The organism is Streptosporangium sp. NPDC051023 (assembly GCF_040689595.1).
In the GTDB taxonomy this organism is placed as follows: Bacteria; Actinomycetota; Actinomycetes; order Streptosporangiales; family Streptosporangiaceae; genus Streptosporangium.
On sequence record NZ_JBFBCE010000002.1, the window covers coordinates 56,078 to 69,509 of the forward strand.

At 71.2% G+C, this 13,432-nt stretch carries 13 protein-coding genes; 8 read left to right on the forward strand and 5 right to left on the reverse strand.

Translation table 11 applies throughout. From position 1 onward, the window contains the following. The first annotated feature begins 9 nt into the window (after window positions 1-9). From AB0395_RS01700 to AB0395_RS01715, 4 genes are all read left to right on the forward strand, one after another. A complete protein-coding gene (locus tag AB0395_RS01700) occupies window positions 10-330 on the forward strand; it encodes a TIGR04076 family protein (protein WP_366275983.1) in 321 nt (106 codons plus the stop codon). Window positions 331-339: 9 nt separating this feature from the next. Then, window positions 340-1,362 carry an LLM class flavin-dependent oxidoreductase gene (locus AB0395_RS01705; RefSeq protein ID WP_366275984.1) on the forward strand — a complete coding sequence of 341 codons (1,023 nt, stop codon included), beginning with the start codon at window positions 340-342 and terminating at the stop codon, window positions 1,360-1,362. Window positions 1,363-1,507: 145 nt separating this feature from the next. Beyond that, window positions 1,508-2,398 carry a tryptophan 2,3-dioxygenase family protein gene (locus AB0395_RS01710; protein ID WP_366275985.1) on the forward strand — a complete coding sequence of 297 codons (891 nt, stop codon included), beginning with the start codon at window positions 1,508-1,510 and terminating at the stop codon, window positions 2,396-2,398. Window positions 2,399-2,541: 143 nt separating this feature from the next. Then, window positions 2,542-3,873, forward strand: a complete 1,332-nt coding sequence (locus AB0395_RS01715) for an NAD(P)/FAD-dependent oxidoreductase (RefSeq protein ID WP_366275986.1) — start codon at window positions 2,542-2,544, stop codon at window positions 3,871-3,873. A 124-nt stretch (window positions 3,874-3,997) separates the two neighbouring features. Here the strand turns inward: AB0395_RS01715 and AB0395_RS01720 are convergent, their stop codons facing one another. Together AB0395_RS01720 and AB0395_RS01725 are read right to left on the reverse strand one after the other, a co-directional pair. Beyond that, window positions 3,998-4,609, reverse strand: a complete 612-nt coding sequence (locus AB0395_RS01720) for a cupin domain-containing protein (RefSeq protein WP_366276220.1) — start codon at window positions 4,607-4,609, stop codon at window positions 3,998-4,000. A gap of 259 nt (window positions 4,610-4,868) precedes the next feature. Beyond that, window positions 4,869-6,125 carry an acyl-CoA dehydrogenase family protein gene (locus AB0395_RS01725; RefSeq protein WP_366275987.1) on the reverse strand — a complete coding sequence of 419 codons (1,257 nt, stop codon included), beginning with the start codon at window positions 6,123-6,125 and terminating at the stop codon, window positions 4,869-4,871. Window positions 6,126-6,526: 401 nt separating this feature from the next. Between AB0395_RS01725 and AB0395_RS01730 the strand changes: the two genes are divergently transcribed. From AB0395_RS01730 to AB0395_RS01740, 3 genes are all read left to right on the forward strand, one after another. Beyond that, window positions 6,527-7,147 (forward strand): NADPH-dependent FMN reductase, encoded by a 621-nt coding sequence (locus AB0395_RS01730; protein ID WP_366275988.1) that lies wholly within the window; start codon window positions 6,527-6,529, stop codon window positions 7,145-7,147. A 49-nt stretch (window positions 7,148-7,196) separates the two neighbouring features. Continuing rightward, window positions 7,197-7,886, forward strand: coding sequence for a TetR/AcrR family transcriptional regulator (locus AB0395_RS01735; RefSeq protein WP_366275989.1), 690 nt, complete (start codon window positions 7,197-7,199; stop codon window positions 7,884-7,886). A 104-nt stretch (window positions 7,887-7,990) separates the two neighbouring features. After that, window positions 7,991-8,707 carry a maleylpyruvate isomerase family mycothiol-dependent enzyme gene (locus tag AB0395_RS01740; RefSeq protein ID WP_366275990.1) on the forward strand — a complete coding sequence of 239 codons (717 nt, stop codon included), beginning with the start codon at window positions 7,991-7,993 and terminating at the stop codon, window positions 8,705-8,707. Window positions 8,708-8,803: 96 nt separating this feature from the next. Here AB0395_RS01740 and AB0395_RS01745 read toward each other — a convergent pair whose 3' ends face one another. Next, on the reverse strand, window positions 8,804-9,985 hold the full coding sequence (locus AB0395_RS01745) for a thiolase family protein (RefSeq protein ID WP_366275992.1): 1,182 nt from the start codon (window positions 9,983-9,985) through the stop codon (window positions 8,804-8,806). Window positions 9,986-10,185: 200 nt separating this feature from the next. Between AB0395_RS01745 and nhaA the strand changes: the two genes are divergently transcribed. Further along, complete coding sequence (gene nhaA / locus AB0395_RS01750) at window positions 10,186-12,075, forward strand: Na+/H+ antiporter NhaA (protein WP_366275994.1); 1,890 nt, start codon at window positions 10,186-10,188, stop codon at window positions 12,073-12,075. 21 nt (window positions 12,076-12,096) lie between these two features. On the opposite strand, the gene AB0395_RS01755 is transcribed toward nhaA, so the two are convergent. Both AB0395_RS01755 and AB0395_RS01760 read right to left on the reverse strand, forming a co-directional pair. Beyond that, window positions 12,097-12,552 carry a dCMP deaminase gene (locus AB0395_RS01755; protein WP_366275996.1) on the reverse strand — a complete coding sequence of 152 codons (456 nt, stop codon included), beginning with the start codon at window positions 12,550-12,552 and terminating at the stop codon, window positions 12,097-12,099. 88 nt (window positions 12,553-12,640) lie between these two features. Then, complete coding sequence (locus AB0395_RS01760) at window positions 12,641-13,315, reverse strand: dihydrofolate reductase family protein (protein ID WP_366275998.1); 675 nt, start codon at window positions 13,313-13,315, stop codon at window positions 12,641-12,643. Window positions 13,316-13,432 lie beyond the last annotated feature (117 nt).

Sequence of the window (13,432 nt, forward strand, 5' to 3'; positions counted from 1 at the left end):
GGAGGCGCCGTGGAAGACGGTGACATGGAACTGTACGACCTGCGGGTCGTGGTCGACCGGATCGAGGGCAGGTCCGTCTGCGGGATGGAGGTCGGCGACTGCTTCGAGCTGGAGAACAGCGCGCACCTGCGGCTGCCGGACGGCAAGCACTTCTGCGTGTACGCGCTCGCCTCGGTCCTGCCGTTCCTCGCGGCCAAGCAGCGCGACCTCGCCGCGGGTGACTGGCTGGCCCAGGACTCCCTGTTCACCTGCCCCGACCCCGAGGAGCGGCTGGTGATGCGGGTCGAGCGGACCCGCCGCCGCCGGATGAACTCCGCCGACCTGACCTGAGGAGTCCCGATGACCGCTGCCGAGATCGGCCTCGGCCTGCAGAGCGACAAGCGGGCGGGCGACTACGCCAGGCTCGCGCGCCGTGCCGAGGAGCACGGCTTCGACGTGCTGAGCGTGTTCGGCGACCTGATGTACCAGCCGCCGATCTTCCCGCTGCTGGAGATGGCGGCGGCCACCGAGCGGGTACGGCTCGGCGCGGCCTGTCTCAACCCCTACTCGGCGGCGCCGTACGAGATCGCGGGGCAGCTCGCGGCCCTCGACCTGGCCTCGCACGGCAGGGCCTACCTCGGGCTGGCCCGGGGCACCTGGCTCGGCGCGGTCGGTATCGCCCAGCCCAGGCCGCTGACCGCGCTCGCCGAGGCGGCGAAGGTGGTCTATCTGCTGCTGGCGGGGGACCGGGAAGGGTTCGAGGGGGAGATGTTCCGTCTCGCCCCGGGCACCGCGCTGCGCTACGCCGTGCACAGGCCACGTCCGCCGCTGCTGCTCGGCGCGTGGGGGCCGAAGGGCGCGGCGCTGGCCGGGCGGATCGCCGACGAGATCAAGGTCGGCGGGAGCGCCAACCCGGCCATGGTCCCGGTGATCCGCGGGCGGGTCGGGCACGGCGCCGCGCGGGCGGGACGCGACCCCGAGGACATCGGCCTGGTTTTCGGTGCGGTGACCGTCGTCGACACCGACGGGGCGGCCGCACGGGCCAAGGCCCGCACCGAGGTCGCCATGTATCTCGCGGTCGTCGCCGACCTCGACCCGACCGCCGAGGTTCCCGCCGACCTGCTGGCCCGGGTGAAGGAGCTTGTCGACGCCGGGCGGCACGTGGACGCCGGGCGGTTGATCCCCGACGACCTGCTCGACCTGTTCGCCTTCTCCGGCGACCCGGAGCGGGTCGCCGCGCAGGCCCAGGCGCTCATCGACGCGGGGGTGCGCCGCGTGGAGTTCGGCACGCCGCACGGGCTCACCGACGACGGCGGCGTCGAGCTGCTCGGCACCGCCGTACTGCCGCTGCTCGACCGTTCTCCCCGCGCTGTGGCCCGCTGAGCAGGAGGAGGTTACGTTCCGTCACATCGAAGCCTGATCCGCCGATAACCTTCCGGACTTAAAGCCGGAAGCCCTAATCGCCTCATACTCCCGATTTCAGAAAAGTTCCGTAGACGTGAACATAGAGCTGAAAGAAGGAGGCGACATGACGACGAGGCGCATCAAGGGCTCGGTGGCCCGGCAGGTCAGGGCGATCGGTGGCCGGGAACGCGCCGACCGGGCGGTGGCCAACCACGGCCTGCCGACCCTGGAGTTCGAGACCGGGACCCCCTACGACGACTACGTCGGCACCGCGGTCCTGCACGACCTTCAGCGGCCGATCACCGACGCCCCTGAGGAACGGGCGTTCCTGGTGACCACCCAGGTCATGGAGCTCTACTTCGGGCTGCTCCGCTCGGAGTGGACGCTCGCCCAGCGACTGCTCGACGAGGACGACGTGGCCGGGGCGACCACGGCGATCGGCAGGAGTGTGCGTCACTTCGAGGCGCTCAACGCGGCCTGGGCGTCGATCGGCTGGATGACCCCCGCCCAGTTCAACTCCTTCCGCGACGAGCTGGGCGAGGCCTCGGGGTTCCAGTCGGCGATGTACCGGCACCTGGAGTTCCTGCTGGGCAACAAGTCGGAGGCGCTGACGCGCCCGCACCGGCGGGCCCCGAAGGTCTACGGCGAGCTCCTCGACGCGCTGGGCAAGCCGAGCCTTTACGACAGCGTGCTGTCCCTGCTGGCCAGAAGGGGTTTCGAGATCCCCTCAGGGCAGGACCCGGCCGCCGAGTACGTTCCCAGCCCGCTGGTCGAGGCGGCCTGGGTCACGGTCTACGCCGAGCAGGGGCCAGGCGAGGAGCTGTGGAGCCTCGGCGAGGCCCTCACCGATCTGTCGGAGCGCTTCTCCGACTGGCGGTACCGGCACCTCATGGCGGTGCGCAGGTCCATGGGAGCCAAACCGGGATCCGGCGGGTCCAGCGGGCTGAGCTGGCTCGAGCGCAGCCTGCGCCGGGAGGTCTTCCCGGAGCTGTGGTCGGCCAGGACGGCGATGTGACGGCCCGCGCCGTCGCGCCCGTGCCTTTCCTCCCCCTTTCGTTTTCTCCCCTTCCGTTTCCGAGCCTCGTGCTCGGCGCCGTGTACCACCTTCCATGACTGCCGGCGGGTGTCCGAGACCCTCGCCGGGGAGATGAGCCATCCATGAGATCCCGTCACGAGGTCGCGGTGGTCGGCGCCGGTCTGGTCGGCTGCCTGACCGCCTGTTACCTGGCCCGCCGCGGATACGCGGTCACCCTGTACGAGCGCAGGCCCGACCCGCGGCAGGCCGCCCCCGAACGGGGTCGCTCGATCAACCTGGCGATCTCCGAGCGGGGAATCGACGCGCTGCGCCGCGTCGGTCTGGACGAGGCCGTCATGAAGGCCGCGCTGCCGATGCCAGGGCGGATGATGCACGCCCCCGACGGCGCACTGAGCTTCCAGCCCTACAGCGCGGACGGGCGGCGGTCCATCAACTCCATCAGCCGTTCCGAGCTGAACCGCACCCTGCTCGATGCGGCCCTCGCGCTGCCCGGCGTGCGGGCCCTCTTCGAGCACCGGCTCACCGGCCTCGACGTCGACTCGGGGCGGATGGACTTCGAGACGCCCGCGGGGCCCGTGACGGCCACCGCCCCGGTCGTGCTCGCGGCGGACGGCGCCTACAGCGCGGTCCGCGGCAGGCTGCAGCTCCTGCCCGGGTTCGACTTCAGCCAGCAGTACCTCGACTACGGCTACAAGGAACTGACGATCCCGGCGCGCGACGGCGAGTTCGCCCTCGACCCGGGCGCCCTGCACATCTGGCCGCGCGGCCAGGCCATGATGATCGCCCTGCCGAACCCGGACCGGTCCTTCACCTGCACGCTGTTCTGGCCGAAGTCGGGGCCGGGCAGTTTCGAGGATCTGGACACCGCCGAGCGGTTCGAGAGGTTCTTCGCCGCCAACTACCCCGACGCCCGCGCGCTCATGCCCGACCTGGCCGACGACTACGCCCACAACCCGATCGGGCACCTGGTCACGATGCGGGCCGCCCCCTGGCAGGTGCGCGGCGCCGACGCGGTGGTCGGCCTGCTCGGCGACGCGGCCCACGCGATCGTCCCCTTCTACGGGCAGGGCGCCAACTGTGGCTTCGAGGACTGCGTCGAGCTCGACCGGTGCCTTGAGGAGACCGGGGACGACTTTCCCGAGGCACTCGCCAGGTACGGCTCCCGCCGCAAGGAGCACGCGGACACCATCGCCGAGCTGGCGCTGGCCAACTTCGTCGAGATGCGGGACAAGGTGGCCTCCAGGTCGTTCCTGCTGCAGAAACGCGTCGAGCACGGCCTTGAGCGGCTGCTGCCCGGCCGCTATGTGTCCCGCTACGAGCTGGTCTCCTTCAGCACGGTGCCGTACGCCGAGGTCCAGCGGCGGATCACGCGCCAGCACAGGGCGGTCATCGCGGGCGCGCTCGGCGCGCTGACCGCCGTCGCCGTGGCGGCCAGGCTGGCGCGCAGGCACTGAGCCGGGACGGCGGCCGCCGGGCCGGGACAGGCCCCGGCCAGAGGGCAGGCGCAGGCCAGAGGGACAGGCGCGGTGTGGAAGGGCAAGCGGGCGCCTGTCGAAGCGCTCAACCGCGTCCCCGCCGTCAGAACAGTCGCGGGGTCACCACGGAGACGACCGTGGTGACCCGGTCGGTGTCGTTGTACATGCTGTGCGGGGCCGTGGACCTCAGGTGCACGCTGTCACCGGCGTACAGGCGGTGCTCGACGCCGTCGACCTCGTAGAGCAGCTCGCCGTCGAGCACGAAGGCGAACTCCTCGCCCGCGTGGCCGTAGGAGTCCTCCCGCCTGCCTCCGGGGGCGATGTGCACCAGCAGTGGTTCGAGGACAAGGTTCTGGCCGCGGACGGAGAGCATGCGGTAGGTCTGCTGGCCCGAGATGTACTCGGTGGCGGCGGTCGCGGAGCGGGTGAGGGTGAAGTGGCTCGGCAACGGGGTGACCGTCGCCTGCTTCTCCTTGTCGGGCTCGTCGCCGAAGAAGTCCGCCACGCTGTGGTCGAGAGCCGTGGCGACGCCGTTCAGCGCGGTCAGGCCGATGGCGGAGATGCCCCGCTCGACCTGGGACAGGAATCCGATCGAGAGCCCGGAGGCGGTGGCGAGACCGCGCAGCGTCAGGCCGCGCTCCTTGCGGAAACGCCGCATGCGGGCGCCGACGCCGTCGTTGAGCCCCGGTCCCTCGCCGCTCTGGTACTCCGACATGCTCACCGGTGCCCTCCTCCGTCGAGCGGCGCGCCGCTTTGTTCGCTCCAGCTAAACATATTTCACAACAACACCCGTCCGCCTGTGAACCGAGATCGGCCGCGCTCTTCCCGTCCGTTTCCGTGCCCGGCCGTCGTCTCCGCACCCGGAAGCGGCGGCTTCCGCATTCGGAAGCCGCCGTTCCCGCGCCCTGGAGCCGCCGGGATCGGGCGCGGACCCGTGCCCCGGACCCCGCGCCCGTGTCCCCGAACCCGGGGCCTCAGACGCGGAGCATCGCCGCCATCGGCGGCTCCTTGCCGCTGAGGTACCAGTCGCCGATCCAGACCTCCTTGGCGTCCGTCGGGTCGTGGGTGGCGAACGTGCGGGCGTTGCGCCAGAAACGGTCGAACCTGTACCTGTTGGCGGTACTGCGCGCGCCCGTGAGATCGAAGATCTCCTGGGTGACGGCCAGCGCCGCCCTGATGCAGGCGACCTTGACGCCGAACGCCTCGACGAACAGCTCCGTCGTGTCCCCCTCGGGACCGTACTGCTCGATCTTGCGGGCGGTCTGCAGGAGGAAGGCGCGAGCCGACTGCAGGTCGACCGCGCAGTGGCCGATGCGGCGGCGGAGGAGGACGTCCTCCGCCGCGCTCTCGAACTCGGGGAAGCTCGGCCGGTCCAGTTTCCTCACGTAGTCCAGGGCGGCGTCGAACGCGCCGAGGCCGGGCCCGAGCATGATCGTCGCATGCAGGAGGAACACGTAGGACAGGTAGAGCGGGGGCATCCCGTTCGAGGTGAAGTGGTAGCCGTCCGGGACGAACACCTCGTCGTAGACGATGGTCTGGCTGTGGGTGCCCCGCTGGCCCATGGTGTCCCAGTCGTGTTTCATGGTCACGCCGGGCTGGTCGAGGGGGAGGAGCGCGTTGTAGCGCCCCTTCCTCCCCTCCAGTGTGAGGCCGACGTCGGCCCACCCGCCCCCGCCGCTGTTGCTGTTGAACGCCTTCGTGCCGTTGACGACGATGCCCCCCTCGACGCGCCTGGCCGTCACGGGGCCGGGGGAGCCCGCCTCGGAGTTGGAGGCGCAGAACCTGACGCCCTCGTCGCGGATCAGGCGGGCCAGTTCCTCCTTCGTCGCCTCGGGCAGCGTGTTGCCCTCCCTGAAGATCTCCAGGGTGGTGAGCGTCTGGACCACGAAGTTCATCCCGGCCGAGGAGTCACCCGCCATGATGTCAAGGATGATCTTCAAGAGGTCCTCGGTGTACAGCTCGACCCTGGCGTCGTTCACCCCGCCGAACCGCAGGGGGAGGCAGAAGGCGAACAGGCCCTCCTCCCAGAGCCGCCGCATCCCGTACGCCGTGTCGATGTTCTTCGCGTCGGCCTCCATGGCGCTGTCCGGTAGTTCCCTGCGCAGGGCCGCGGCCCTGTGGGCGAGTTCGGCGATGCGCGATTCCATCGCGCCCGCGCCGCCCTCGCCGCCCCCGCCGTTCTCCTCCGCCCCGGTGGCGCCCAGGGACGCCCCGCCTTGCTGAACACTCATGACTTCTCCTGTCCTAAGGTCGAAAACCGCCGACGAGCATCCGAATCCGGATCTTCGATATGCGCCTGCCGCGGAGCCGGGACATCGTCAACCGGCCCGCGGTCGCGTGGCTCAGGGGGCCTCTTCCCGGACGTCGAGGTGACCGTCCGGGGGGCCTGCCACGCGAGAGCCGTACTCGCGCATCGAGATAAGTAAAATCCGTATTCGGATTCTTGGTCAAGGTTTGAGGCTCATCGGAGAAGGGGGCGACGCGACCTTGACGGTGGGAGAGGGTCGCCGGATACTCGAAGAAGAATATTGATTCGCATTGGTGACGGTGCGCTGCGGCCCGGTCACGGCCCAGGGGCGTCCTGTCCCGCACGACCGGTCGGAAACCCCGCTGAGCCGAGGAGACATTGAAGATGCCCCCCTTCGTCGTCGGGCTCGGTGGCACGCTCCGCGCCTCCTCCTCAAGCGAGACCGCGCTGCGCGTCGCGCTCGACGCCGCGCAGGCGGCGGGTGCCCGCACGGAGCTGTTCGGCGCGGAGTATCTCGCCGGGCTGCCCATGTACGATCCCGATCGCCCCGCGAGAACCTCCGGCCTGCGCCTGGTCGAGGCGCTGCGCGCGGCGGACGGCGTGATCGTCTCCTCTCCCGGCTACCACGGGTCGGTCTCCGGCCTGGTCAAGAACGCCCTCGACTACGCGGAGGAGCTCAGGGACGACGCGCGGCCCTACCTGGCGGGCAGGGCGGTCGGGTGTGTCGCCACGGCGTACGGCTGGCAGGCGGCCGTCACGACGCTGCAGACTCTGCGAACCATCGTGCACGCGTTGCGGGGCTGGCCGACTCCCCTCGGGGCCGCCATCAATGCCGCCGAGGGCCGCGACGGGCTCGGATGGATCCCGGACGAGCGGGTGCTGTCCCAGTTGCGGACGGTGGGCCTTGAGGTCTGCGGACAGGGCGTTGTCCCCGGTCCCCTCGGGCCACGCGGCGCACATCAGAACGAGGCTTCGGATCCTGATACCGTGGTGAGGGTGCCCTGAGGATTCACGACGACCCTCGCATTTTTCACGGTGGGCGGAGGGGATTGGCATGTCGGGAGGCCAGGAGACCGCCCAGGGAGAAGACGGTCACGAGGACCACGTGGGAGGCAGTTGGCTGCCCGGTCTGCACGAGGGCCTTCTCGAGGAGCCCCAGCAGCGTCGCAGCCGTCGTTCCGCCCTGCAGATCCTCGACGCGGCCAGGACCGTGCTGGCGCGCGACGGCGTCGACGGGTTCACGATGGCCGCCATCTCCGAGGCCTCGGGGATCTCCATCGGCGGGATCTACGGCCGTTTCGACGGCAAACAGGGGCTGATGCGGGCGGTCAGGGACATGGTCCTCACCCACCTCGAGGAGAACCTCGCCGAACGGCTGCGCGACCCTGACATGGCCCTGGCCGACGTGGTGCGCGCGTTCGTCACCTGCCTGTCCGAGGACATCGCCCGCCAGGCCGTACACCCCCTCGCCGAGCACTCGACGGACGACGAGCGGCTCAAGACCCGCAAGTTCCGCGCCCGCGAGCGGCTTTTCGCCTCGTTCAGGGAGGCGGTGCTCCGCAACGAGGATGAGATCCGGCACGAGGACCCAGAGGCGGCCCTGCTCACGGTGTTCCACATGTGCCTGGGCAGCTTCCTCACCGCGCACAGCCTGGGCGGCGGAGAGGGCCTGCCGAGGTCGGTCGGGCAGCTGCGGGACGAGCTCTCGCGCGCCAGCGTCGCATACCTCACCTCGCCTCGCTGACCTGGCTGAAACCCCGCTGACCTGGCTGAACCTCTCAACACGCCCGTGTGACGGGCTGCGGGGGGCGCTGTTGCGCGTGGTGCCCGCGGGGTATCGCTCCTGGCATGAGCTCATCATCGAAGGACCCCCTGCCGGGTCTCGACCCTTTCGACATCTTCGACACCGAGGCGGACCGTCTGGACCGGCACTTCTCCCGGCTCGACGAGGAGGGCTGGAGCCGTCCCTCCCGTGCGGCGGGCTGGTCGGTACGCGACGTTCTCGGGCACCTGGCGGGAGAGGAACTGTACAACCACGCCTGCCTCGACGACGACCTCGACGGGTTCTCCGCGATGCTCAAACGCGAGGGGGTCGAGGGCGGTTTCAACGCCTTCAACGACTGGTGCGTGCGCCGCCGCAGGCACCTGCCCGTCGAGCAGGTGCTCCAGGAGTGGCGGAGCGCCAATGGCGAGACACGCGCGCGCATGCGCGCGCTCGGCCGTGACGGGCTGCTGCAGACCCTGGCCGGGCCCTACCCGGCCGGACTGCAGACCTTCCACTACGACTCCGAGTACGCGACCCATGCCGACGACGTGGAAGCGCCCGTCTCTGAGGAGGAGGCGGACGAGCGCGCCTGGTGGCGGGCCAGGGTCGCGGTCTTCGTGCTCGGCGAGCAGGGCTCGCACGCCCAGGTCGAGCCGACGGCGGAGCGGATCTGGGTGCACGCCTACGACACGAGCGTCCAACTGCCCGTCTCCGTCTTCGTCGAGGCGACCGTCGGCAGGCTGCCCGACGACTACCCGATCGACCGCAGGATCAGAGCCGCCCTGCGCTGTCTGGCCTGAGGCGGGACCCCACCCGGGCCGACGCGGGAGCCGGGCCGGGACGGCGGCCGGGCTCGCGGGGGCTGCGGGCCGGGTTGGCGGGAGCGTCGGTGCTCGTCAAAGGGCCTCAAGGACGGTGGCGTTCGCGAGGCCGCCCGCCTCGCACATGGTCTGCAGCGCGTAGCGGGCACCGCGCTGACGCATGGCGTTCACCAGGGTGGTCATCAGGCGGGTGCCACTGGCGCCGAGCGGGTGACCGAGCGAGATGGCGCCGCCGTTGACGTTGACCTTGGCCGGGTCTGCGCCGGTCTCCTGCTGCCAGGCCAGGACCACACTCGCGAACGCCTCGTTGACCTCGAACAGGTCGATGTCCTCCAGGCGGAGCCCGGCGCGGCGCAGCACCTTCTCGGTGGCGGGGATGACGCCGGTCAGCATGAGCAGCGGGTCGGAGCCGGTCACGGCGAAGCTGTGCAGCCGGGCCAGGGGACGCAGTCCGAGCCTGGCCGCGGTCTCGCCGGAGGCGATCAGCACGGCCGACGCCCCGTCGCTGAGAGGGCTGCTGTTACCTGCGGTGACCGACCAGTCGATCTGCGGGAAGCGTTCGGCGAGAGCGGGGTCGGCGAAGGAGGGGCGCAGGCCCGCGAGCACCTCCGGGGTCGTGCCCGGCCGTACGGTCTCGTCCGTGGTGACCTCACCCGCGTCCGTCCGCACGGGGACCAGCTCGGCGGCGAACAGTCCGTCCGCGTGCGCCCTGGCGGCCCGCTGGTGCGAGGTGGTCGCGAAGGCGTCCATCCGCTCCCGGCTGATCGACCACTTCGCGGAGATCAGCTCGGCGCTGACGCCCTGTGGGACGAGCCCCTCCGGGTAGCGGGCGGCGACGCCGGGCCCGAAGGGGTCGGTGCCGGGCGGCACATTCGACCACATCGGCACCCGGCTCATCGACTCGACCCCGCATGCCACGACCAGGTCGTATGCCCCGGAGATAACGCCCTGGGCGGCGAAGTGCACGGCCTGCTGGGAGGATCCGCACTGCCGGTCGACCGTCGTCGCGGGGACGGACTCGGGGAACCCCGCGGAGAGCCAGGCGTAGCGGGTGGTGTTCATGGCCTGCTCGCCGACCTGGTCGACGCAGCCGCCGATCACGTCGTCGACGAGCTCCGGGTCGACGCCGCTGCGCCGTACGAGGGCGTCGAGGGTGCGGGCGAGCAACTCGACCGGGTGGACCGAGGCCAGCGTGCCGCCCGGCTTGCCCTTCCCGATGGGAGTGCGTACGGCTTCCACGATGACGGCGTCACGCATGGGCGTCTCCTTCGGGCGGCCTCGTGCGGGCAGCAGTTAGTTTGAAAACTGGATTCACTGTAACCCGAAAGGACCTCGCCCGGAAGGCGGTCCTCGATCGACGCGCTCGATCCGCCGGTCACCGGGAGGCCTCCTCCCGGCGCGGACCTCAGGGGGTGGGGCGCCGCGGCGCCGTTCTCTCGATGGGACAGAATTACCGGATGACGGGATCGCAAGAACCCAGATCATCTTTTTCCGGGCGGACGGCCTGGGCGCGCAACCTCCAGACGCCGCTGCGTGACTTCCTGCGCACCGAGACCGGCAGCTCCGCGGTTCTGCTGGCCGCGACGCTCACCGCGCTCACCTGGGCGAACGTCGCCCCTGTCGGCTACGAGGCCCTCTGGCGGACCCCGCTCGCGATCAGCGTGGGAGACGCGATCCTGTCCCAGGACCTGCGCGGCTGGGTGAACAGCGGGCTGATGACGTTCTACTTCTTCGTCGTCGGGCTCGAGGCGCGCCGCGAATTCGACATGGGCGAACTGCGCGAGCGACGCAGGGCCGCGCTGCCGGTGCTCGCCGGAGTCGGCGGGATGGCCGTCCCCATCGCGGTCTACCTCGGCGTGAACGCGGGTCTGCCCTCCGCCTACGGCTGGGGCGCGGCGATGTCGACGGACACGGCGTTCGCGCTGGGGATGCTCGCCCTCGTCGGGTCGCGCTTCCCGGACCGCCTGCGCGTCTTCATGCTCACCGTCACCGTCGTCGACGACATCGTCGCGCTCGCGGTGATCGTGACCGTGTACAGCGGTTCCATCATGCTGCCCGCACTGCTGGCCGCGCTCGCGATCTTCGCCGTGGTTCTGCTCGTGCGTGCCCTCGGCGTGCACTACGGGCTGGTGTACATGCTGCTCGGCATGGCGGCGTGGGTCGCGCTCTTCGCCTCGGGCGTCGATCCGCTCGTCGTCGGGCTGGCGATGGGGTTGCTGACCTACGCCTACCCCGCGGCGCGCACCGACCTCGAGCGGGCGAGCGGCCTGTTCCGGCTCTTCCGCGAGCAACCGACCCCCGAGCTCGAACGCTCGGTGCGCGTCGGGCTCGCGTCGGCCATCTCGCCGAACGATCGGCTGCAGCGGCTCTACCACCCGTGGACCAGCTACGTGATCGTCCCGCTGTTCGCGCTCTGCAACGCCGGGATCGAAGTCGACGGCGACCTCATGGCACGCGCCCTCACCTCGCCGATCACGCTCGGCGTTCTGCTCGCCTACGTGCTGGGCAAGCCGATCGGCATCGCGGGCACCGCGTGGCTCGTCACCCGCCTCAGCGGCGGGCGCCTGCGGCCCCCGGTGGGATGGGCGACGGTCGTGGGGGGCGGCACGATCGCGGGCATCGGCTTCACCGTCTCGCTGCTCGTCGCGACCATCGCGTTCCGCGGTGCCGAGCTGGAGGAGGCGAAGGTCGGCGTGCTCTGTGCGGCGCTCTGCGCGTCCGCCCTGACCTGGGTGCTCTCCCGCGCCACCGCGCTCCTGCCGAAGCCCGCGCGGATCCGCGCACTGCTGGGGACGTCCGAGGCCATCGTGGACCTGGCGGTCCCGGTCGACCCGGACCGCGACCACGTACGCGGGCCGGAGAAGGCGCCGGTGACGCTGGTCGAGTACGGCGACTTCGAGTGCCCGTACTGCGGCCAGGCGGAACCCATCGTCCGCGACCTGCTCGCCGACTTCGGCGACCTCCGCTACGTCTGGCGGCACCTGCCGCTCAACGACGTGCACCCGCGCGCGCAACTGGCCGCTGAGGCGGCCGAGGCCGCGGCGGCGCAGGGCGCCTTCTGGCCGATGCACGACCGGCTGCTCACGAGCCAGGGCGATCTCAAGCCGTCCGACCTGCTACGCCACGCGCAGGAACTGGGACTCGACGCCGAGCGGTTCCACCGCGACCTGTGGGCGCACGTCGGCACGGCCAGGGTCGCCGAGGACGTCGACTCCGCCGACCTGAGCGGCGTCTCCGGCACGCCGACGTTCTTCGTCAACGGGCGGCGGCACCAGGGCGCCTACGACATCGACACGCTCTCCTCCGCGGTACGGCTCGCCCGCGCGCGGGCCGCGATCAGGTCGTAGCCGTCCCCGCTCCCGGGAACGTCAGCAGGCCCGTCCCCCGGCGAGCAGGTGCGCGTTCGGCTCCTTCGCGGCCTCGGCCAGCTCCGGGATCTCCACCACGGTGAGGCCCGCGGCCTCGAGGTCCTCCGCGCCGTGGCAGTCCACGAACAACAGGGGTTCCCGCCAGGCCAGCACGACCCGCGAGGCGCCGCTGCCGATGATCAGTCTGCTGCAGGGAAGCGGCCGGGACCGGCGCACGCTGCACGGCTCCAGGCTGCTGTAGACGGTCGCCCCCCGCAGGCCGGGGTCGCCGGGGGCGAGCTTGGCGAGCGCGGACTCCTCGGCGTGCACGTGGGGGTCGGTCTCCCGTGAGTATCCGCGGGAGATCTCCCGCCCGTCCGCGGCGACCACCACGGCCCCCACGGAGAAGGCGGCGGGGGACGGCGGGCAGAGCCAGGCCAGGTCACACGCGAGCCGCAGCCAGTCGTGGTCGTTCATCGCCCTCCTCGGGTACGGAGATCCGGGACCTCGTCGGCTTCGGGAGGTTCGGGAGGTTCGGGAAAGCGTATCCGGGACGCGGGGGCCCTCACCGCAGCAGGTAGCGCAGCAGGACGACGTCCCCGATTCGCCGGACGTCCGTCAGGTCCATCCGCCTGCGGGAGTTTCGCGGGAACTCGCCGTCGTGGACGAATCGCGGCGCGCCGGGATCCCCGACGAAGAACGGCGCGACGACGAGCTGCAGCTCGTCGACCAGATCTGCCAGCAGGAACGCGGTGTGGACCGAGCCGCCGCCCTCGACCATCAGCCTGCGCACCCCTCGCCCCGACAGGTCGGCCAGGACGCCGTCCAGGTCGAGGGGGTCTCCCGCGTCGACCACGGAGGCGGCCCCGTCGAGGCGCCCGGCGAGCTCGGCGAACGCGGGCGACGCGGCGTAAACGATCTTCTCCGCCTCGCCGGTCGTGAAGAAACGGCTGGCGGGCGGGAGGTCCCCGCTCGTGCTGAGCGTCACCTTGGCGGGAGAGGGCGGCAGGCCCCGCGTGACACGCTCCCGCCGCCTGGCCCGCGACCTGACCAGCAGCCTGGGGTCGTCGCGGCGGACGGTGTTCGCCCCGACCAGGATCGCGTCACAGCTCGCCCGCAGCGCGTCGACCCGGTCGAAGTCCTCCTCGTTGGAGAGCAGAAGCCTGTCCGGTGTGCCGTCGTCGATGTACCCGTCGACGGACATCGCGCAGCTGAGCAGCACGTAAGGACGTTCGCCCATGTCCCGCCTCCCGCTCCGTCCCCGGTGCCCGCCCGGCGTCTCTTCGTCCGCGGGGCGGTTCCGTAACCCTACGTCCCCGTGTGCGCCCGCGCCGCGCGGGGCTCGCACACCACGGGC

What these genes read in the sequence shown, in the direction of transcription:
- AB0395_RS01720 (WP_366276220.1), bottom strand. Translation starts at nt 4,609, where the DNA reads ATGTCGGAGTACCAGAGCGGCGAGGGACCGGGGCTCAACGACGGCGTC.
- AB0395_RS01745 (WP_366275992.1), bottom strand. Translation starts at nt 9,985, where the DNA reads ATGCGTGACGCCGTCATCGTGGAAGCCGTACGCACTCCCATCGGGAAG.
- AB0395_RS01725 (WP_366275987.1), bottom strand. Translation starts at nt 6,125, where the DNA reads ATGAGTGTTCAGCAAGGCGGGGCGTCCCTGGGCGCCACCGGGGCGGAG.
- AB0395_RS01730 (WP_366275988.1), top strand. Translation starts at nt 6,527, where the DNA reads ATGCCCCCCTTCGTCGTCGGGCTCGGTGGCACGCTCCGCGCCTCCTCC.
- nhaA (WP_366275994.1), top strand. Translation starts at nt 10,186, where the DNA reads ATGACGGGATCGCAAGAACCCAGATCATCTTTTTCCGGGCGGACGGCC.
- AB0395_RS01715 (WP_366275986.1), top strand. Translation starts at nt 2,542, where the DNA reads ATGAGATCCCGTCACGAGGTCGCGGTGGTCGGCGCCGGTCTGGTCGGC.
- AB0395_RS01755 (WP_366275996.1), bottom strand. Translation starts at nt 12,552, where the DNA reads ATGAACGACCACGACTGGCTGCGGCTCGCGTGTGACCTGGCCTGGCTC.
- AB0395_RS01740 (WP_366275990.1), top strand. Translation starts at nt 7,991, where the DNA reads ATGAGCTCATCATCGAAGGACCCCCTGCCGGGTCTCGACCCTTTCGAC.
- AB0395_RS01760 (WP_366275998.1), bottom strand. Translation starts at nt 13,315, where the DNA reads ATGGGCGAACGTCCTTACGTGCTGCTCAGCTGCGCGATGTCCGTCGAC.
- AB0395_RS01710 (WP_366275985.1), top strand. Translation starts at nt 1,508, where the DNA reads ATGACGACGAGGCGCATCAAGGGCTCGGTGGCCCGGCAGGTCAGGGCG.
- AB0395_RS01705 (WP_366275984.1), top strand. Translation starts at nt 340, where the DNA reads ATGACCGCTGCCGAGATCGGCCTCGGCCTGCAGAGCGACAAGCGGGCG.
- AB0395_RS01735 (WP_366275989.1), top strand. Translation starts at nt 7,197, where the DNA reads ATGTCGGGAGGCCAGGAGACCGCCCAGGGAGAAGACGGTCACGAGGAC.